This window comes from Clostridium sp. (assembly GCF_034179595.1).
Classification (GTDB): Bacteria; Bacillota; Clostridia; order Clostridiales; family Clostridiaceae; genus Clostridium.
Genome location: NZ_JAXFPT010000018.1, coordinates 1 through 20,423, shown reverse-complemented (window position 1 = coordinate 20,423; position 20,423 = coordinate 1). Strand labels below are relative to the sequence as shown.

The window sequence follows — 20,423 nt, the reverse complement described above, 5'->3', positions numbered from 1 at the left end:
CTTATGTTAAGTTCAATAATACCAATATTTATACCATTACAGGCTTATGCATGGGGAGGAGATATACAGTTTGATGATAGTAATCATAAAACTGCACATTTTTTAAGTGATACATATCAAAATTATTATAGCAAAAATAACTATACAAACATTGTATAGTTATTTTCTATGCTTCTATATTATATAGTCTTTATTTTTCAGTCCTTATTTAAAAATCGTAATTAATGAAATTATTATGTTAACAAATACAAATCCACATCCAAATATAAATACAAAGTTGCTACACTTAGTGATAGTCATTGCTTTAGCGTATAAACTCATTGATCTTAATATTTCTCTTACAAAAGCAAATAATCCACATACAAATACTATCATAATTAAAATTTTTAGATTAACCATATTCATGTTCATAACTATATCTAACTTACCCATATACACATCACACCCCTCTATAAAATATATATGACATTACATATTTAATTAATCCTTTTTCATAAAAAAAATTATGTAAGTTATTTAGAACAATAAAAAATAGTAAGTACACCTAAAATTAATCTGCATACTTACTATATAATTAATTATTTTTCTTTATCCTTTAGATGCTCATCTACTTTTTCTAGATAATCCGTTTGCTCTACTATATTTTCTTCAAAGTTTTTTACAGCACCCTTTGTAAAGTTTCCGACTATATAAGGATTTACTTTTCCATTTAACTTACTTTTAGACAATCCAATCACCTCATAATTAGTTTTCCATAAGATTGTCTATATATTCATTATAACTCTTTTATTGCTTCTGAAATAACGTCTGCTAAATCTTCAGCTTGTGGCACAAAGCCTAATTTATCTATAAAAGCATGTGTAACCCCTTTATATCTATAACAAGTTACATCAACACCTGCATCTTGAAGTTGTTTTGCATAAAATTCTGTTTGAATTCTTAGTCCATCAAATTCTGCTCCAACTAAAATAGCTTTTGGTAAATTATTATGTGATTTAGCTAACATTGGACTAACATATGGATTATAAATTAAATTCTTATCTTTAAGATAACTTGTAGTTATAGGATCATCTTCAATAATTTCAGGTTTACCTAATTTAGTAAATACTCTAAGCTTACTTTCAAGCTCTGGTGCTATTTTAATCATATCTTCTGTCCATTTATATCCTGAAACAGAAGCATCTCCTCTAGCTACAGCTGGATAGATTAATATTTGCATTGCTACCATAGGAATATTTTCATCTCTAGCTTTTAAAGATACTACTGCTGCATAATTTCCTCCAGCACTATCACCAGCAATTGAAATCTTAGTATTATCTATACCATACTTTTCTGCATTTTCATATATATGCTTTACTGCACAATAGTTATCATTTAATCCATTAGGGAATGGCTTTTCTGGTGCTAATGAATAATCAACATTAAACACTACACAATTAGCTTTTTCTGCAATCAATTTACAGAAATTTTCTACTACATACGTAGTTCCACCAATCCAACCTCCGCCATGGAAAAATACTAATGCCTTATTATTCTTTTTATTTTCTAAATGTCTTGGATAATAACGCCATAATCCAACTTCATTTCCACTATCATTTATAGTTTCAAACTTTGTATAGATTTCTAAAGTATTCAGATTATAATTTGCAAAACCCATGCTATCTCTAATCTCAGAAACTATATCATCTAAAGACTTTTTCTTTTTTGTGTCTTCTTTATCTTCATTTTTTTGATTAAAATTTCCTACCCAATGACCATCAATTATTTCTTTTTCACAAGGATCTAAATAGCCTTCTCTCTCTTCTCCTGGACTTGGCTTTAATATTATTTTTAGCCCATCATTTTCAATTTCTCTTGTTTCCTTCTTTAAGATTTCTAAATATTCTATTGGATACTTTCTCATAAACCCCTATCTCCCCAAAAATAAATATTAAAGATACAATAAAAGTTGTACCTTTAGTATTTATTTTTCCACTCATCATAAAGCTTTGCAGTATCTCTTTTTTGTATTTTTAAATCTTCTTTTTCAAATAAATTCTCAGTAATATTTTTAAATAATATATCCTTAATTTCTTCATCTTTAAGTAAGATATCATAAAGTTTACTCTTATTTACAAGTTCAAAGAATTTTTCTAATTCAAGACTTCTATCTTCTATATTTTCTAAGTCATTAGATTTAATATCATAATTCATTATATCTAATTTTAATATATCTTTTAATATACTAAAGTCTTCATCTTTAATATCAACAACATTATTTATTGCATTTACAAGCTCACAAATACATACATTATCTTCGCAATCGCATATAGACTTAAGTTCTTTTAAATCTCTTATGCTATCACTCATATAATTTTCTATCTCACACTTATAATTTTTGATTTCTTTTATCTCTTCTAAGAAAAGCTTTTTATTTATAGGCATACCTGTTATATTTGATAGTGCCATATTTACCCCACACCAAACTAAACCTTCCTTATTAGAAACCTCTTCTAAATACTCATATCTTCTATTTGAATTTATATATATTAATTTAGTCCTTTTATCAAAATTTATTATATTTTCACCAAGCTTTAAGCCTTTAATATCTTTTAAATTTTTATCATAATTGCTTACATTTGCAATAAAAATACTATAAAATATCCCCTCTTCTATATCCTTTATTCCCTCTAAACCAATATCATAAACTACTTCTATAAATGCATTTATAATACTGGATAATACCCTATTATTTAATATATGAACCCTGCTCCATACCCTATTTATCTCGTCTTCATGTGCATTAAAGAATTTTTCTAAATATTCTTTTTCATTATCTTCTATTGAAGCTATACTTTCTAAATCATTATCTATTATATCTCTACATATACTAAATTTTGATGGTATATTATATCTTATACATTCTAACTTCCCATCAAATATTTCTCTAAAATACTCTGTATCTACTACTTCTGCATTGCATAAAACAATAACCTTCATATTATATCTTTCTATAAGCTCATTAATTAATCCTGTTACTATATTATATTTTTCAAGCATTTTATATTTAGAATATGAATCTTCCTTATTTTCTAATGCATCTAAACTGCAAGAATCACAATTTATTTTATTAGTTATAGGAGATATTCTCTCAAAATCATCAAATACAAATATTGAACCTTTTTTTATATCCTTTAATGAATAATCACGTTTTAATATAGTAAATAATATTTCACCAACAACAGGTATTAGTTTTATTAGTTTTAATAAGTTATACCTATAAGTCTTATCTAAATTTTCACACAGAGATTTTATATTGCTCATAACCTCGGTTTTTGTTGATATTCCAAAACATGAAATATTATAAACATTCTTACGATTATATTTTAAATATTCATCTAAGAATTTTTTTAGATTATAAGTCTTTCCAGAACCAGAGTATCCTGTTATTAAAAAACATCTTTTTTTCTCTTCCTCTAAATACTTATATAAGCCTTTAAATAACTTATTATCGCTATTTCTTAAATCTTTATCATTTTTCCTTATACTATCATGTCCCCATAAAGCTAGAATAAAAATACATAAAGAAATAATTGATAAAAGTATAATAATTTTAAATATAGAAATTAGATTATTCTCATAAAATACTCTAATATTACGTGCTATATCTTCATTAAAAAATGAATCAATTATAACACCTATAGATTTTCTAATAGTTTTTGTATTATAGCTTACTAATATAATTGCTAGTATAGTAGGAATCATAACTAATGCATTTATAATTTTATTTCTAAATTTCACTTTAAATATCCCTACCTTTGAATATAAAATCATTACTATATCTTTTATATTCAAATTCAAAGTTTAAGTTTACAGTTAAAAATAAATAAGGCATATCAAAGTTTTTAACCAACCTTAATATACCTTATCCTTTTAATTAAAAACTAACCTTTATAAGTTTTCACCATTTGATTTTATAACTTCTTTATACCAATTAAAGCTTTTTTTCTTAAATCTATTTAAAGTTCCAGTACCATCATTATTTTTATCAACATATATAAAGCCATAACGCTTTTTCATTTCTCCAGTACCTGCACTTACAAGGTCAATACATCCCCAAGGAGTATATCCCATAAGTTCAACTCCATCTCCAATAGCTTCTTTCATTTGTTCAATATGTGCCTTTAGATAATTAATTCTATAATCATCATTAATTGAGCCATCTTTTTCAACTACATCAACTGCACCTAATCCATTTTCAACAACCATTAGTGGAATTTGATATCTGTTATAGATTTTATTTAATGTAATCCTTAATCCTACAGGATCAATTTGCCATCCCCAATCACTAGCTTCTAAATATGGATTTCTTAATCCCATTGATAAATTTCCACCTGTTTGTTCTACATTTGGATCATTGCTTACACAGTTAGACATATAGTATGAGAAAGTATAGAAATCAACACATCCATTTTTAAGAGTTTCTAAATCTCCCTCTTCCATCTTTATTTGTATATCATTTTCTCTAAAGAAACGCTTAGCAAATCCCGAATATTCTCCTCTTACATGAACATCTCCACATAAATAATTAGAGAATTCTTCTTGCCTTTCTGCTAATAATACATCTTGTGGGTTACAAGTGTATGGATATTGAGCACCATATGCTATCATACATCCAACTTTAAAATCTTTATTTATTGAGTGAGCAAGTTGTACTGCTTTAGCACTTGCAACAAATTGATGGTGAAGTGCTTGGAAACATTCTTGCTTATGATCTTTTTCAGATGGTCCAAACTTTAATTCTCTTATATCATCAAACATAAGTCCAGCTCCCATAAATGCAGCGGCAGGTCCATGAGTTAAGATATTTATTTCATTAAATGTTAGCCAGTATTTAACTGTGTCTTTATATCTATTAAATATAGTTTTGCAATATCTTAAATAACAATCTATAGTTTCTCTTCCTAACCATCCATTATACTTTTTAGTTAATTCAAATGGAGTTTCATAGTGAGAAATTGTTACTAATGGTTCTATATTATATTTCTTTAATTCTGCAAAGACATTATCATAAAATTTTAATCCTTCTTCATTTGGCTCTAATTCATCACCATTTGGAAAGATTCTTGTCCAGTTTATAGACATTCTAAATGTTTTAAATCCCATTTCAGCAAAAAGTGCTATATCTTCTTTATATCTATGATAAAAATCTATAGCTTCATGACTTGGATAGTATGTGTTATCTTCAAGTTCTGGAGTTATTCTTCTAGCAATTGTATGAGTTCCTCCTGTCATAACATCTGCTGTACTTAATCCTTTTCCTCCTTCTCTATATCCGCCTTCAAATTGATTTGCAGCAGTTGCTCCACCCCATAAAAAATTCTCTGGAAATTTAATATCTGTTTTCATAATCCTTCCTCCAACCCTCTTATATATATTTGTAAAAATCATAAAAAATAAAAGTCTTAATTAATATAAAAATTTGATTTAATCATTAATTAAGCTTTTATACTATTAATATAAATCTTTTCCCATAAAATGTAAATAATTTATAAATTTCTCTTATAGAGCATAAAAAGAACGTTTAAATAAATCAAACGTTCTTTTTTAGTAATTTTATAAATAAAGTCTCGTTTCAAGTCTTCTATCATATTCTGACCATGTTCCACTTTCAGTTTTTTCTTTTACTTGAGTTATCTTATTCATTGTTGCATCTATTGAATCTGCAAAATTTACTATAAATGCTTCTTCCATTTTAGCTTCTCTTGGAGAACCATACTCTAATTTTCCATGATGTTGAGTTATACATCCTTTTATTCTGTAAACAAAATCTTCACTAAACTTTTCTGGATTTTTTCTAACAGCTTCATCAATCATTTGAACTCCAATTACAATATGACCTTCCATTTCACCTCTAAGTGTATATTTAAAAGGACCATCATAATAAAGTTCATATATTTTTCCTATATCATGAAGTTTTGCTGCAAGCATTGCTATTTCACTTCTTCTACAATCATATCTATCACAAAGAACAGATGTTAAATGCATAACATTTAATGTATGTTCTGCAAGACCTCCAATATAATTGTGGTGCATTGATACTCCACCTATACCTCTTTTAAACTTATCTAAAAATTCTTCATCTTTAAAGAAATAATCATTTAAAGCTTTTCCTTCTTCTGATGTTACATAAGCTCTTGTATATTCTTCAATTTCATTCATTATTTCTTCAATTGGACGTTTCACAGTTGGAAGATAATCTGATGCATTATATTCTGATACAAATTCAAACTTCTTAACATCTAAATTTATATCACGAGTTCCCTCAACCTCTAATACCTTACCTTCTTTGATTTCATTGTTTTTTGTATGTATATTAGCTTTTATTTCTCCACTTTTATCAGCTAGCATACAAACTGTTTTAGATGCATCTTTATAGATAATTTTCATTACCATTAAAGATAACTTTACAGTTTCTCCACTTTTTATATCACATAAAAAATTCTCTTTTGAATCCATAATTCCCTCCAATTTATCTTTATTTTATTTAAATTAGTATATGTAAAAATTTATTATTTATATTTTAGACTAATCAATTATAACAAACTTTCAGCTTAACAAAAATAAGAAAACTTTTTAGCCTTTATATAAAACTTACTTTTAAAACTAATTTTCTTAAAATATTTCCAATCTATACTGTAAATATAAACTAAGGTGTTATAAATGTTTCTATATTATTGATAAACTCCTAATTTAAAGTTATAATATACTGTCTTTTTAAATTTAAGCATATGGAGGAATTTTATCTATGGAAAAGAATTTAAACCTTACAGAAGGTCCTATTACAAAAAAGCTTCTAGCTCTTTCATTACCTATAATGGGTACTTCTTTTATTCAAATGGCTTATAACATGATAGATATGATATGGGTAGGTAGGGTTGGAAGTTCTGCTGTTGCAGCTGTAGGAACTGCTGGATTTTTCACTTGGCTTGCTATGGCATTTGTTATTGTTTCAAAGACAGGTGCTGAAATAAAGGTAGCTCAAAGTGTTGGAAAACAAGATTATTATGAAGCTAAAAATTATATTAAAGCAGCACTTCAGCTAAACATAATTTTAGGAATTTTATACTCTTTAGTTATAGTATTCTTTAGACATCCTTTAGTTGGATTTTTTAAACTTGGAGATAAAACTGTTATAAATATGGCTGAAACCTTCTTAATAGCAATTGTTTTTGGTCTACCATTTTATTTTATTAATCCTGTATTTACTTCAATTTTCAATGCTCTTGGCGATAGTAAAATGCCTTTCTTTATAAACACGTGTGGTCTTATTGTAAATATTATCTTAGATCCTATATTTATATTTGGATTTGGAAGCTTTAAAGGGCTTGGCGTTTTAGGAGCTGCTATTGCAACAGTTATTGCTCAAATAGTTGTTTCTTTATTATTTATAATAAACATATTAAGAAGTAAACAAGATTATTTAAAGGTTAATATCTTAAAAGGACTTGATTTAATATACATAAAAACAATATGCAATATAGGTATACCTACAGCTTGTCAAAATGGTTTATTTACAGTTTTTGCAATGATAATCGGTAGAATTATAGCTGTATGGGGACCCGTTCCTATTGCAGTACAAAAGGTTGGTTCTCAAATTGAATCTATATCTTGGATGACTGCTGAAGGACTAGCTATTGCACTTGGTGCTTTTGTTGGGCAAAACTTTGGTGCTAAAAAATACGATAGAATATTAAAAGGATATATTACAGTACTTGCAATTTCTTTAGGTATTGGAGTCTTTGCTTCTATATTACTTATATTCTTTGGAAGTTCTATTTTCTCAATCTTTATACCTGAACCTGATGCAATAATACAAGGTACATCTTACCTTAAAATACTTGGATATTCACAGATATTTATGTGTATAGAAATCACTACATCTGGTGTATTTAATGGAGTTTCAAAAACTTATATTCCATCATTAATAAGTATAGTACTAACAGGAGCTAGAGTTCCTTTATCATACATATTATCTAAGCCTGAAATATTAGGAATAGATGGTGTATGGTGGTCAATAAGTTTAAGTAGTATCCTAAAAGGACTTTTAATACTTATTATATTAATAGTTTCATATAAATCTGATAGATTATTTAATAAAAACTAAATATAAAAGGGCCTTTCAAAAAATGAAAGGCCCTTTTATTTAAATTTTGATACCTTATAAATTAATTATTTTCAACATTACAATTACTTTTATTATCTTTTTTGTCTTCCTTTTTATCTTCTTTATCTTCTTTCTTGTCTTTACAATCTTTTATTTTTTTATCTTCTTTTTTATCGCAAGGTCCTTTTGGTCCTTCTGGTGCACAAGGTCCTTCTGCTCCTCCTGGTCCTTTAGGTCCATGATGTTCTTTATCATCATGCTTATCTTTGGATTTATTAGGACACTTGCATCCTTCCTTTTCTTTTTTATCCTTTTTGTCTTTTTTAGAATCTTTTACTTTGTCTTCTTTGTCTTTACATTTTTTAGATTTACTCCATGGGAAATTAACATCAGTATTTGCACTACTTTCAACATCAGTTTTTTTATTTTCTTGCTTTTCTTCAATAGCTTTATCGTTACTTTTGATAGTTGCTGCATTTACAATGCCAGTTGTTGATAATTGAGTTACTAATGTAGTAGCCACAACAAAAAAGACTTTCGAAAATTTCTTCATATGTACCTCCTAAACATCATATTATTATTTACACACAACTATATTTCCCAAAAATCTTAAAATATATATATTTTCAAACAAAATTTCTTAAAAAATTATAACTAAAACAAAAAAGCTAGGCTTAATGCCTAGCTTATATACATTATATCTTTTTAACAAATTCTGATTTTAATTGCATAGCTCCAAAGCCATCAATTTTACAATCAATATTGTGATCTCCTTCAACTAAACGGATATTTTTAACCTTTGTACCCTTCTTTAATGCTGAAGAAGCTCCTTTTACTTTAAGATCTTTTATTATTGTTACAGAATCACCATCACTTAATATGTTTCCGTTTGAATCTTTAACAACAAGTACATCTTCATTGTTTTCTGCTTCCATTTCTGCATTCCATTCGTAAGCACATTCTGGGCAAACTAAAAGATTTCCGTCTTCATAAGTATATTCTGAATTACATTTTGGACAATTTGGTAAATTCATTATCTAATTTCCTCCATTCGTTCTGATAGGCTTATATAATATCATAGTCTTTTGTTTTTTACAATTTTTAATCGCTATAAATTATAATAATGATTTTTCTTCAAACTTACCGATTACTTCAACTGTTGGTTGTACATTTACAAATGCATCTGGATCTATGTCTAAGATATTCTTTCTAACGAAGAATAATTCATGTTTTGATAATACTATAACTACAGAACTTACAGGCTTATTTGTGTAAGCTCCATGTAAGTTATCATTAACTGTTACACCATGAGTATAGTTTTTTAGAAGATACTCAACAACTTCTTTTTCTTTTCTTGTAAATATAGTTACAGTTAATTTATATTGTTGAATATAAAGCATATCAATAATTCTTGTAGTTGCATATATAGATATCAAGCTATAAAGTGCAAGTTCCCAACCATAAACTATTCCTGCAATTGATACTATGATACCGTTAAGTACTAATACTAATTGTCCAACGGATTTTCCTGTTAACTTTTGTACAACAAGGACTATAATGTCTGTTCCTCCAGTAGAGAATCCAAGTCTAAAACAAATTCCAACTCCAGCTCCAGTTAAAACGCCACCAAAAATTGCAGCTAAAAGAGGATTGCTTGTAATAACAATTACTGGAACTAACTTGATGAAAAATGAAGATGCTATTACTGTAAGTAATGTATAAAAAGTAAACTTCTTACCAAGCTTTCTCCATGATAAATAAACAAGTGGTAAATTAATTATTAAAACCCAAGCTGCAATACTTATATTTAAATTTAAGAAATTCTCACATATTGATGATAATAACTGTGATAAACCTGTAACTCCACCTGAATATATATGTGCAGGAGTTAAAAACATATTTACTCCGATACCAGATAACAGTCCAAAAAATATAATAGCTACTATTCTATATAATATTTTTTTCTTCATAAAATACCCCCTTAATATTATTTTTCTTATAATTTAATTATATACTTATTAGTATAAACATTAATGTTTTTTCTATAAATTATCTTTATATATTATAAACACTATGTTAATTAACTAAATATACCCTGTACAAGTTATAGAACAATTCTATGGAAAAATAATATTAAAGTCAACAATAACACAGCATAAATTTATATATTTTTTATTAAATTTACCCATTTCTATTGGAAAATAAAAAGCCCTAAGTTTAAACTTAGGGTTTAATACTATACACCTACTGTTGAGTTTCTATCAGTATCTGAATTGTTTTGAATTTTTCTTAAAATAAATCTGCTTACTTGACCTGCAACTAATATATTTAAGAAAAATGCAGCACAGAAATTTCTTGGCCATCTTATAAAGAATTCTCTTGCTATAATAGATAAGTTATCCCCACCAAGTAGTCCTCCTATAAATGTCATAATTAAAGACATGCAAGTTACTATAAAGAAACAATTGAAAAGAATCATTGCATTAACACTATCCTTTTCTCCACTAAATTTTGCAAGTAGCATTCCATTAATTTTCCCAACAACTGCACCTTCAAGTATGAAAGCTATAATAAATGTTATAGGAAAAGCCTTTAAGCATATCATCATTATTTCTTTATCAAATCTCCCATGGTGTATAGAAATATTAAGCATTCCCATAAAGAACACCATAATGAAGCACATACATACTCCAAAAATAATACCTTCTTTTTTATTTCTTGGCATAATATCCTCCTAAAATATAAATTTTATTTTAATGATTTTTATAAATTAAAATCTGTCTTTTTAATGGACAAGTTGCATTATAGCACAAAAAATTTTTTCGTGTAAGAATTTTTTCGTGTAAGAATTTTTTACACTTCCTACTCATTTGTCCCTATATCCAGCATCATTTCAAAGTAATAATTTCCAATACCTTAGAACATATTGTTACCTTTCCGACAATACTTGACATATTTAATTATTATAAATAAAATATATAGCATGCTATATATTTTATGGAGGTAGTTTTAATGCAAGAAGACATCCAACCCCAAACAGGTATACTTATTAAAAATATAAGTAATATAATTTCAACAGAATTAAATAATAATCTTAAACCTTACAATATAACAGGTGTCCAAGCAAGAGTATTATTTTACATTAATCACAATTCACATAAAGGTAATATATTTCAAAAAGATATACAAAATCATTTAAAGCTTACAAATCCAACCGTAACTGGAATTGTTCAAAGATTAGAAGAAAAACAATTAATCAAGCGTTTTACAAGTGATGAAGATAGTCGCTATAAATGTCATGTATTAACTGATAAAGGTCTTGATGTTGTAAAAAGCCTTTCTGATTTTGCAACAAATAAAGTGGAAAAGCGTATATTAAATGGTTTTTCTAAAGATGAGATACAAATGTTCACATCACTTCTTTTAAGAGTACTTAGTAATTTAGAAAAATAATTATTTCTAACCTAAAATAATATCTAGAAGTTAAACTGTTAATTCTAAATTTATCATATATAAATAAAAAATAAAGAGAGGATGAAACAAATGATAAAGAAATTATTTTCTTACTTAGGGCAATATAAAAAGCATATCTATCTTGCAGCTTTATTTGCTACACTTGAAGCTATGTTTGAATTATTAATCCCACTTGTTATGGCAAAAATCGTTGATGATGCTATTCCAAGTAAAAGTATGCCTTATACAATAAAACTTGGTGTTTTAATGATTTGTATGGCCCTTATTTCTTATACCTTTGGTATGCTTTTATCAAAGCATGCAGCACTTGCAGGTCAAGGGCTTGGAGCTAATCTTAGAGAAGCTGAATATATAAAAATTCAAGATTATTCTTTCAAAAATATTGAAAAATTCAGTACTGCTTCTTTAATTACTCGTTTAACTACAGACGTTACAGCTATCCAAAATGCAGTTACTATAGGTTCAAAACTTTTAGTTAGAGCACCTATAATGCTTATCTTTGCAATGTTCTTAACTATAATGATAAGTGCAAAATTAGCATTAATATTTGCAGTATCATTACCAATACTAGTAATCTTCCTTATTTTATTAATAAAAAATGTTGGACCTATGTTTGGTAAAATGCAAGGTAAAGTTGATATTATGAACACTATAGTTCAAGAAAACTTAATAGGTGTTAGAGTTGTAAAATCCTTTGTTAGAGCCACAAAGGAAATAGCTAAATTTGAAAAAGGTACTGAGGATTTAAGAGAAACTGCAACTAAAGCATATGGACTTACAGTTCTTGCTATGCCAGTTATGCAAATCCTTATTTATGGTACAATGGTAGCTATTTTATGGTTCGGTGGAAATATGGTTTACGCTGGAACTATGGCAGTTGGTGAGCTTACAAGCTTTTTAACTTACTCAACTCAAATTCTTGTAGCACTTATGCTTGTTGCTATGTCACTTATGATGATTTCTCGTTCAATAGCATCTGTAAAACGTATAATTGAAGTTTTAGAAGAAAAACCAGATATTGTTGATGGTGCTAAAGCTGTTTCAACAGTTAAAAACGGAGATATAGAATTTAAAAATGTATCATTTAAATATGAAGACGACAATGAAGAATTCGATTTAACAAATATAAATATTTCTATTAAGTCTGGAGAAACAATAGGTATTATTGGAGGAACTGGTTCTGCAAAGACAAGCTTAGTTCAACTTATTCCAAGACTTTATGATGTAAATCAAGGTGAAGTATTAGTAGGTGGAGTTAATGTTAAAGATTATAAATTAGAAACTTTACGTAATGAAGTTTCTATGGTTCTTCAAAAGAATACTTTATTCTCAGGAACTATTAGAGAAAATCTTATGTGGGGTAATGAAAATGCTACTCAAGAACAAATCGATGCTGCATGTAAAGCTGCATGTGTAGATGAGTTCTTAGATAGACTTCCTGGAGGTTTAGATATGGATTTAGGCCAAGGTGGAGCTAATGTTTCTGGAGGTCAAAAGCAAAGATTATGTATAGCAAGAGCTATATTAAAAGAACCTAAAGTATTAATTCTTGATGATAGTACAAGCGCTGTTGATACTGCTACTGATGCTAAAATCAGAAAAGCGTTCAGAGAAGATTTAGCAAATACAACTAAAATTATAATAGCTCAAAGAGTTAATTCAGTATGTGATGCAGATAAGATCATTGTTATGGATGATGGTCATATAGTAGCAGTTGGAACTCATGATGAACTTATGAAGAGCTGTTTAATTTATCAAGAAGTTTACACATCTCAAAAGGAAGGGGTTGGTTTCGATGAGTAAGAAAGTCAAAAAAGGCGGCCCAAAACCAGCCAATATGTTTAAAACTTTAGGAAGATTATTCTCCTACTTAATGAAATATAAATTTTCATTACTATTTGTTTTAATATTTATGATTATAAGCGCCTTTGCCTTAGTAAGTGGTTCATATTTCTTAAAGCCAATAATTAATGATTACATAATACCTGGTGACTTTATAGGTCTTGCAAAAATGCTTTCAATACTTGTAGTTATATACATAGCTGGTGCATTATCTTCATATGGATATGGAAGAATTATGATTCATGTAGCTCAAAGAACAGTTAAGGATATTAGAAATGATTTATTCTCAAAGATGCAAAAAATGCCTGTAAGTTATTTCGACTGGAATCCTAATGGTAGTTTAATGAGTTTATATACAAATGATGTTGATAACTTAAGTGAAACTTTAAATAGTAGTTTAACTAATATAGTTTCATCTGCTATTACATTTATTGGAATAATAGTTATGATGGTTATATTAAACCCTATATTAATATTAGTTACACTTGCATTCTTAATCATAATGGGATTAGTTATAAAAAATATTGGTTCTAAAAGTAAGAGATACTTTGGCGAACAACAAAAAGAAATCGGAGCTCTTAATGGATATATAGAAGAAATGATTGAAGGACAAAAAGTAATCAAAGTATTCTGCCATGAAGATAAGGCTATAGAAGATTTCAAAATATATAATGAACAATTAAGAAAAGCATCTACAAATGCTCAAAATTATGCAGGACGTATGATGCCAGCCCTTGGTAATATTTCTTATGCTAACTATGCTGTAACATGCTGTGTTGGTGCACTTATGACTATACTTGGAATGTTTAACATAGGTGCTTTAGTAGCTTATCTTCAATATACAAGACAAATAACTCAACCAGTTCAACAAGTTTCACAACAAGTTAATATGTTACTTGCTGCACTTGCTGGTGCTGAAAGAATCTTTAAAGTTTTAGATGATGAGCCAAATGAAGTTGATAATGGTACTATAACATTATCAAATGTTGAAGTTGTTAAAGATAAATTAGTTGAAACTGAAAAGAATACTGGAAACTTTGCATGGAACAATAATGGAAAACTTACTCCACTTACTGGTGATGTTGAATTTAAGAATGTTGTATTTGGATATTATCCAGAAAAGACTATCTTAAAAAACATTTCATTACATGCACATAAAGGACAAAAGATTGCTTTTGTAGGTTCAACTGGTGCTGGTAAAACCACAATCACAAACTTAATAAATAGATTCTATGAAATTAATTCTGGATTAATTACTTATGATGGAATTGATATAAAAGACATAAAGAAAGATGATCTTAGAAGATCATTAGGTATAGTACTTCAAGATACTCACCTATTTACAGGAACTATCGAAGAAAATATAAGATATGGTAACTTAAATGCTACAAAAGAAGAAGTTATAGCTGCTGCAAAACTTGCAAATGCTGACTCATTTATAAAGCATCTACCACATGGATATGATACTGTAATAACTGGTGATGGCGGCGGACTATCACAAGGTCAAAGACAATTACTTGCTATAGCAAGAGCTGCTGTTGCAAATCCACCAGTACTTATCCTAGATGAAGCTACAAGTTCAATAGATACAAGAACTGAAAAGATAATAACTGAAGCAATGGATAAATTAATGGATGGAAGAACTGTTTTTGTAATTGCTCACAGATTATCTACAATTAAAAACTCAGATGCTATTATGGTCCTTGAACAAGGTCAAATAATTGAAAGAGGAAACCATGATGAACTTCTAGCTAAAAAAGGCAGATACTATGAACTTTACACTGGTAAGGTTAAAAATGTCTAGTTTTTAAGAAACTTAAAATTATATATATACTTATGGATATAAAAAATAGGCCTACATAATTGTAGACCTATTTTTATTATTAAGCTTCTTTAGCAATTAATTTTCCAAATTCAATACATCTAGTTTCATCTTCGCCTTCTGGTAATTCTTTAACTGTTAATCCTTCAGCTATAAGTGTTGCTCCGTATGATTCAATTTTTTCTTCTAATTCTTTCATCCATTCGCCTTCGCCCCATCCCCATGAGCCGAATAAAGCTACTTTTTTACCTTCAATATTTCCTTCTAAAGAATCTACAAAAGGTTCAACTTCTGATTCTTCTAATTGTTCTGCTCCATATGCTGGATTACCAAATATAATTATTTCTTCATTCTTTAAATCATCAACTGTTATATCTGATAAAGAAACTACTTCTGCTTCCTTTCCAGCTTCTTTAATACCTTGTGCTATTAAATTTGCCATTTTTTCTGTGTTTCCTGTTTGACTCCAATAAACTACTTTCATTTCTATCTCTCCTATCTAATAATTATATTAAATTTATAACAACTGTTTTTACACAACTTAAATCTTTTCAATCATATCATTATTTAATGGAGATTTTATTTCTATTAAATGATCACTAGATGGTGAAGTCTAGTTACCATTTAATAGTCTTTTAAATATATCTCCATTTATTTATTCTTTAGTTTGCTTTGGGATTTATTAAAACTTGATTTATGAGTTAATTATAAGACCTAATACTCTATAAAAATATGATTTAAAATAAAAAATAAAAAAATATATTAGTATTTTTTATTTTACATTTTTACTCATATTCTGTAACCAATTGATGATTATTTTTATATATTATATTGAAAGTTTTAATTATATTTAAAATAGAATTAGATGATTTATGAAATATAAATTTCAAACAAAAATAAGATGAAAAGGTGGAAAGAAAAATGGCTGAAATAATAAGAAATAATTACTGTGGAGCAACTATTACACTAGCTATAACTGGATTACCAATGACAATAACTGGTGAAGTTGTAACAGTAGAAAATAACGTAGTAACTCTTAGGTTAAAAGATGGAAGAATAGTTAATGTAGCTCCAAGTCTTATCGCTTTCTTCTTCTAAGATATAAATAATTGAAAGCTAGAATAATCTTAGCTTTTAATTCATCTAAGTATATATAAATCTTAAGATTTATATATACTTAGAATTTTGTAAAATTTAACATTAGGAGGGTTGTAACTAAAATGCCACATGAATTTAATGACCTAAAAGGTGTTGGAGATCCACTTAAAAAATTAATTGATAATCCTGATAGTGATTTTAAAGATCTTTTTGCCATAGAAGATCTTATGACTCCATTAAAAGAGTTAACAAAAGGGGATTCTCCTTTTAATGACTTACCATCATTAAAAGAAGGCTTTGCTCCTCTTAAAGACCTTATAGATAATCCTAAACCTGGCCCTAAACATGGGCCTAAACACGAACATGATGATAAAGACCACGGCAAAGACAATGATAAAGACCATGGTAAAGATGATGATAATCACAAAAAAGATCATGGTGATAAAGACCACAATAAAGATGATAATCATTGCAATAGAGACCATGGCGACAAAGACCATGATAAAGATGACAATCATAGCGATAGAGATCATGGCGATAGAGATCATGACAAAGACGATAATCATCGCAATAGAGACCATGACAAAGATGATAATCATCGCAACAGAGACCATGGCCATGATGATAGAAATGATGAAAGAGGCTATTATGATAGATATAATGATGAATCTAGTCATGATAAGAGACATGATGATATGGACTATAAAAGATGGGATAATTATATGAATAGAGATCATAATTGTAACGCTAAAGACCATGATAATGATCATAAACATGATGACCATAAAGATCACGACGATAATCATAAAAATCATGATAATAACAAATCTGATAATAGCAAATCTGATAATAGCAAATCTAAAGATGAAAAAAAACACAATAGAAATGATTATTCTTCTTTCGGTACCTTAGCTTCATTTTTTGATGATCTATCTTTATTAAGAGAAGGTTTTTCTGCTGTGAAAGATCTAAATATTGACTAAAAATATTAACATCAAAAATATAACTAATAAATACTATTCTTAGTATAAGAATTTTTAATATCTTAAAGGGCTGTTAGTGTATAACCACAGTCCTTTAAAGATTATAAGTTCATATTCTTATTATATAGTTTCATTTTACATATTATAATAAATAAAATATCCCACAATTATTTGTTACATATATATTTAAATATATATGTTATTTTTTTATTAAACAAAAGATTGGGGGTAATCTATTTATGATTATTATACTATTTATAATCACAGCTATATATTTATGTATGATATTTTCAGTTAAATATCGTACTGCTATAGCTGCTTTAGGTATAGGAATCTTGCTTTTATATACATCTATCTTCGAGAATTATTCTTTCTTAGATGCATTTAAGTCATTCCCCTTCGAAATAGTTGTATTAATCCTTACCCTTGCATTATTTTCTAAAATATTTGAAAATAATGGGTACCTGAAATTTATAGGAGATAAACTAAGTGAACTATCAAGAGGAAAAAAATTATTTATTATAATTATTTTACCTTTTGTTATGTATGCAACATCGTTATTTATGAATAATTTAAGTGTTGTACTCTTGTTTACTTTTATATCACTTACTCTTATAAGACAACTTGATATTCCAGTTATACCGATTTTAGTTGCAGGACTTATCGCCTCTAATATTGGTGGCTGTCCTCTTCCTTGGGCTGACACACCGGCGGTAATAATTACTTTATATACTGATTTCACTCTTATTGATTTTCTAACCAAATTGTTTATTCCTTGTTTTGTCTATGAAGTGCTGCTCATACTTTATACCATTGTGTGGTGTAAATTCTCTAACAACAATTTAGAAAGTCTAACGAAAAAATCTAAAAATTCTCTAAGTTATCATACGCCACAAGATTTTCCTCCACCTCTCCATGATAACAATGGTAATGTTGTTCCTCCGCCTCCTCCACCTTATGAACCAGCACCTCATATACGAATTCGACTTACAAATTCTAAAATAAAAAATGTTTATCTACCTTTAATATTTTTTATTTTATTTATAATAAGCATTTGTATTTTACCATTTTTTGATATTTCAATTTCTTATGCTTGTATATTATTTATTGGATTAGATATAATTTTTATTGTTCCAAATCCTGAAGAAATACTAAATACACTTTCCGTTATTGATTCCTTAGTATTTATTTCTTCTTTATTTATGATTTCAGGTATTTTAGAATACTTTGGAGTTTTAAACCTTATAGTAAATTATATACTATCACTTACTGGAAACAATAAAATATTAATTCTTTTATGTATCTTATTCTCTGCATTTATTATATCTACATTCCTTTCCGCTGGTCCTGCAACTGCAACCATACTCCCTCTATGTATACAATTGCTTCCTATAATAGGCAGTAACTTTATATTTGTAGCTTTAGCTTTAGGAATTTTATCTGGAAGTAGTATGTTACCTTGGTCTGCTACAGGAGGACCAATAATGATAAGTGAGATTGATAGATATTTAAATGATTATGATGTGTCAGATGAAGAAAAAATAAAAATACAAGAGATTTATAATCTAAAAAAATATATCTCTTTCTCAGTTCCATTTTCACTTATTATGCTAGCATTTAGTTCACTATATTTAACATTGTATATGATTGCTTAAAGTTAATTGTAAGAAGTAACAATATTCTAGTAGGATATATATATTATTTATATATCCTATTTAATGTTTATAAAAAAATAGAATAATTGAAATAAGGTGAAAATATGGATATTTTAATATTATTGATATGCATATTAACTAATAAATTTAATAATTATCAATTTAATAAATCATCAAATAATCAGTTTCTGTTTTTGATAGCTTTACTATTATTAAATAATTGGAATAAAAATATTTCTAATTATCAAACCCAAAATAAAGCCAATACCTATAAAATTAAAAATAACAAAACTAATAATTATAAATCTACTAATCATAGGAGTAATAAAAAAAACAAGATTAATACTCAAGAAATAAATATAAAAAATAAGATTAATAATATGAAAATAGATAATAAAAGTAAAATTAACTCAACTAAAAATAAATATAAAAAAGATATGCCTATTAAAATTAATCCAAACAATAAAATACATACCTTAAGTAAAGATCATAGTAAACCTGATATAAAAATTAAAGAACCTGATACTTTATTTACAAATAAAAACTCAAAGAGTCCCCTTACTTACTCTGTAATTGAAGGCCTACAAAACACTTCTGAAAAAATTATTTCTAATCTTAATTCTACTTCTAAGATAAATAAAATTAATATATCAGAAAATAATAAAATTATAATTAATGACATTGTGTATTTATTAAATAATAATTACAAAGGAGCAACTGTATCTATTTTAATTCGTGGTTTAGGAATAATAACAGGAACTATTATATTTAATTTTGATTCTGTAGTTGTATTAAAACTAAAGAATAATATAACAGTTTTCATAAATAAAGATGCAATAACAAGCTTTTATTAAAAAAATTCCTAGAACTAAATCTAGGAATTTTTAAATTTATATATAACTTCTTAATGTTTCTTCATCTAATATAAGTATCTGTTTTATTTTTGGAATCTTTATCAATCCTTCTTCTTCAAAACTTCTAAGCTTTCTACTTAAAGTTTCTCTAGTTACACCAACACAATTTGCCATGTCTTCTCTTGACATTTGAATATTAATTTCTTTTACATCTCCATTAACTCTACCAGTCTTTTCTAACATATCTATTAATAAATATGCAACTCTTGAATCAGCATCATTAGTAGCTAAATTTTGTGCTAGGTTTTCAATATCAGATAATCTTTCCCCTACACTTTGTAATAACTTTATTCCTATTTGAGGGTTTTTAAGTATTATCTTATTCATTTCTTCATTACTAAGAACACATATTTTAGAATTCTTTATTGCTTTAGCATTAAAGTTATGGATAGAACTTTTTACTAAATTAAGTTCACCAAAGAATTCGCCTTCTGATAATATATGTAATATTTGTTCTTTTCCTTCTTTAGTATATTTATATAATTTAAT

Annotated in this window: 20 protein-coding genes; 8 read left to right on the top strand and 12 right to left on the bottom strand. The window is 27.3% G+C overall.

The genetic code is table 11. The features are described from left to right. Positions 1–204: 204 nt before the first annotated feature. The 6 genes from SPJ33_RS02295 to SPJ33_RS02270 form a co-directional block, all read right to left on the bottom strand. The gene (locus SPJ33_RS02295) at positions 205–432 is read right to left on the bottom strand and encodes a hypothetical protein (RefSeq protein WP_321116358.1); all 228 of its coding nucleotides are present in this window, start codon (positions 430–432) and stop codon (positions 205–207) included. Positions 433–578: 146 nt separating this feature from the next. After that, a complete protein-coding gene (locus SPJ33_RS02290) occupies positions 579–728 on the bottom strand; it encodes a hypothetical protein (protein ID WP_321116360.1) in 150 nt (49 codons plus the stop codon). Positions 729–775: 47 nt separating this feature from the next. Further along, a complete protein-coding gene (locus SPJ33_RS02285; protein ID WP_321116357.1) occupies positions 776–1,903 on the bottom strand; it encodes an alpha/beta hydrolase in 1,128 nt (375 codons plus the stop codon). 53 nt (positions 1,904–1,956) lie between these two features. Next, positions 1,957–3,780: an ATP-binding protein gene (locus tag SPJ33_RS02280; RefSeq protein WP_321116356.1), complete on the bottom strand. Its 1,824-nt coding sequence runs from the start codon at positions 3,778–3,780 to the stop codon at positions 1,957–1,959. A gap of 150 nt (positions 3,781–3,930) precedes the next feature. Then, positions 3,931–5,388, bottom strand: coding sequence for a glycoside hydrolase family 1 protein (locus tag SPJ33_RS02275; RefSeq protein ID WP_321116355.1), 1,458 nt, complete (start codon positions 5,386–5,388; stop codon positions 3,931–3,933). Between the two features lie 207 nt (positions 5,389–5,595). Continuing rightward, the gene (locus tag SPJ33_RS02270; protein WP_321116354.1) at positions 5,596–6,498 is read right to left on the bottom strand and encodes a 3'-5' exoribonuclease YhaM family protein; all 903 of its coding nucleotides are present in this window, start codon (positions 6,496–6,498) and stop codon (positions 5,596–5,598) included. A gap of 289 nt (positions 6,499–6,787) precedes the next feature. Here SPJ33_RS02270 and SPJ33_RS02265 point away from each other — a divergent pair, with 289 nt between their 5' ends. Next, complete coding sequence (locus SPJ33_RS02265) at positions 6,788–8,146, top strand: MATE family efflux transporter (RefSeq protein ID WP_321116353.1); 1,359 nt, start codon at positions 6,788–6,790, stop codon at positions 8,144–8,146. 61 nt (positions 8,147–8,207) lie between these two features. Here SPJ33_RS02265 and SPJ33_RS02260 read toward each other — a convergent pair whose 3' ends face one another. The 4 genes from SPJ33_RS02260 to SPJ33_RS02245 form a co-directional block, all read right to left on the bottom strand. Further along, positions 8,208–8,699, bottom strand: a complete 492-nt coding sequence (locus tag SPJ33_RS02260; protein ID WP_321116352.1) for a hypothetical protein — start codon at positions 8,697–8,699, stop codon at positions 8,208–8,210. A gap of 142 nt (positions 8,700–8,841) precedes the next feature. Beyond that, entirely contained in the window at positions 8,842–9,183 is a 342-nt protein-coding gene (locus tag SPJ33_RS02255) for a zinc ribbon domain-containing protein YjdM (protein WP_321116359.1), read from the bottom strand. A gap of 78 nt (positions 9,184–9,261) precedes the next feature. Continuing rightward, a complete protein-coding gene (locus tag SPJ33_RS02250; protein ID WP_321116351.1) occupies positions 9,262–10,116 on the bottom strand; it encodes a YitT family protein in 855 nt (284 codons plus the stop codon). Between the two features lie 266 nt (positions 10,117–10,382). Beyond that, on the bottom strand, positions 10,383–10,871 hold the full coding sequence (locus tag SPJ33_RS02245; protein WP_321116350.1) for a hypothetical protein: 489 nt from the start codon (positions 10,869–10,871) through the stop codon (positions 10,383–10,385). 287 nt (positions 10,872–11,158) lie between these two features. Between SPJ33_RS02245 and SPJ33_RS02240 the strand changes: the two genes are divergently transcribed. The 3 genes from SPJ33_RS02240 (at position 11,159) to SPJ33_RS02230 (ending at position 15,266) form a co-directional block, all read left to right on the top strand. Continuing rightward, positions 11,159–11,599, top strand: coding sequence for a MarR family winged helix-turn-helix transcriptional regulator (locus SPJ33_RS02240; RefSeq protein WP_321116349.1), 441 nt, complete (start codon positions 11,159–11,161; stop codon positions 11,597–11,599). Between the two features lie 90 nt (positions 11,600–11,689). Then, positions 11,690–13,423 carry an ABC transporter ATP-binding protein gene (locus SPJ33_RS02235; protein WP_321116348.1) on the top strand — a complete coding sequence of 578 codons (1,734 nt, stop codon included), beginning with the start codon at positions 11,690–11,692 and terminating at the stop codon, positions 13,421–13,423. After that, positions 13,416–15,266, top strand: a complete 1,851-nt coding sequence (locus SPJ33_RS02230) for an ABC transporter ATP-binding protein (protein ID WP_321116347.1) — start codon at positions 13,416–13,418, stop codon at positions 15,264–15,266. The genes SPJ33_RS02235 and SPJ33_RS02230 overlap by 8 nt, the downstream gene beginning before the upstream one ends. A 79-nt stretch (positions 15,267–15,345) precedes the next feature. Here the strand turns inward: SPJ33_RS02230 and SPJ33_RS02225 are convergent, their stop codons facing one another. Then, a complete protein-coding gene (locus SPJ33_RS02225; protein ID WP_321116346.1) occupies positions 15,346–15,768 on the bottom strand; it encodes a flavodoxin in 423 nt (140 codons plus the stop codon). Between the two features lie 437 nt (positions 15,769–16,205). Here SPJ33_RS02225 and SPJ33_RS02220 point away from each other — a divergent pair, with 437 nt between their 5' ends. The 4 genes from SPJ33_RS02220 to SPJ33_RS02205 all read left to right on the top strand — a co-directional run bounded on the left by SPJ33_RS02220 (position 16,206) and on the right by SPJ33_RS02205 (position 19,874). Further along, entirely contained in the window at positions 16,206–16,382 is a 177-nt protein-coding gene (locus tag SPJ33_RS02220; protein WP_321116345.1) for a DUF6897 domain-containing protein, read from the top strand. A gap of 122 nt (positions 16,383–16,504) precedes the next feature. Further along, positions 16,505–17,365 (top strand): hypothetical protein, encoded by an 861-nt coding sequence (locus SPJ33_RS02215; RefSeq protein ID WP_321116344.1) that lies wholly within the window; start codon positions 16,505–16,507, stop codon positions 17,363–17,365. A gap of 239 nt (positions 17,366–17,604) precedes the next feature. Continuing rightward, a complete protein-coding gene (locus SPJ33_RS02210; RefSeq protein ID WP_321116343.1) occupies positions 17,605–19,020 on the top strand; it encodes an SLC13 family permease in 1,416 nt (471 codons plus the stop codon). Positions 19,021–19,400: 380 nt separating this feature from the next. After that, positions 19,401–19,874 (top strand): hypothetical protein, encoded by a 474-nt coding sequence (locus SPJ33_RS02205; RefSeq protein WP_321116342.1) that lies wholly within the window; start codon positions 19,401–19,403, stop codon positions 19,872–19,874. A 36-nt stretch (positions 19,875–19,910) separates the two neighbouring features. On the opposite strand, the gene SPJ33_RS02200 is transcribed toward SPJ33_RS02205, so the two are convergent. Next, a partial coding sequence (locus SPJ33_RS02200; RefSeq protein ID WP_321116341.1) for a Crp/Fnr family transcriptional regulator occupies positions 19,911–20,423 on the bottom strand: 513 nt, incomplete at its 5' end.

Coding starts and splice junctions, on each gene's coding strand:
- SPJ33_RS02295 (WP_321116358.1), bottom strand. CDS start 432: ATGGGTAAGTTAGATATAGTTATGAACATGAATATGGTTAATCTAAAA.
- SPJ33_RS02285 (WP_321116357.1), bottom strand. CDS start 1,903: ATGAGAAAGTATCCAATAGAATATTTAGAAATCTTAAAGAAGGAAACA.
- SPJ33_RS02275 (WP_321116355.1), bottom strand. CDS start 5,388: ATGAAAACAGATATTAAATTTCCAGAGAATTTTTTATGGGGTGGAGCA.
- SPJ33_RS02270 (WP_321116354.1), bottom strand. CDS start 6,498: ATGGATTCAAAAGAGAATTTTTTATGTGATATAAAAAGTGGAGAAACT.
- SPJ33_RS02265 (WP_321116353.1), top strand. CDS start 6,788: ATGGAAAAGAATTTAAACCTTACAGAAGGTCCTATTACAAAAAAGCTT.
- SPJ33_RS02260 (WP_321116352.1), bottom strand. CDS start 8,699: ATGAAGAAATTTTCGAAAGTCTTTTTTGTTGTGGCTACTACATTAGTA.
- SPJ33_RS02250 (WP_321116351.1), bottom strand. CDS start 10,116: ATGAAGAAAAAAATATTATATAGAATAGTAGCTATTATATTTTTTGGA.
- SPJ33_RS02245 (WP_321116350.1), bottom strand. CDS start 10,871: ATGCCAAGAAATAAAAAAGAAGGTATTATTTTTGGAGTATGTATGTGC.
- SPJ33_RS02240 (WP_321116349.1), top strand. CDS start 11,159: ATGCAAGAAGACATCCAACCCCAAACAGGTATACTTATTAAAAATATA.
- SPJ33_RS02235 (WP_321116348.1), top strand. CDS start 11,690: ATGATAAAGAAATTATTTTCTTACTTAGGGCAATATAAAAAGCATATC.
- SPJ33_RS02230 (WP_321116347.1), top strand. CDS start 13,416: ATGAGTAAGAAAGTCAAAAAAGGCGGCCCAAAACCAGCCAATATGTTT.
- SPJ33_RS02225 (WP_321116346.1), bottom strand. CDS start 15,768: ATGAAAGTAGTTTATTGGAGTCAAACAGGAAACACAGAAAAAATGGCA.
- SPJ33_RS02220 (WP_321116345.1), top strand. CDS start 16,206: ATGGCTGAAATAATAAGAAATAATTACTGTGGAGCAACTATTACACTA.
- SPJ33_RS02215 (WP_321116344.1), top strand. CDS start 16,505: ATGCCACATGAATTTAATGACCTAAAAGGTGTTGGAGATCCACTTAAA.
- SPJ33_RS02210 (WP_321116343.1), top strand. CDS start 17,605: ATGATTATTATACTATTTATAATCACAGCTATATATTTATGTATGATA.
- SPJ33_RS02205 (WP_321116342.1), top strand. CDS start 19,401: ATGAAAATAGATAATAAAAGTAAAATTAACTCAACTAAAAATAAATAT.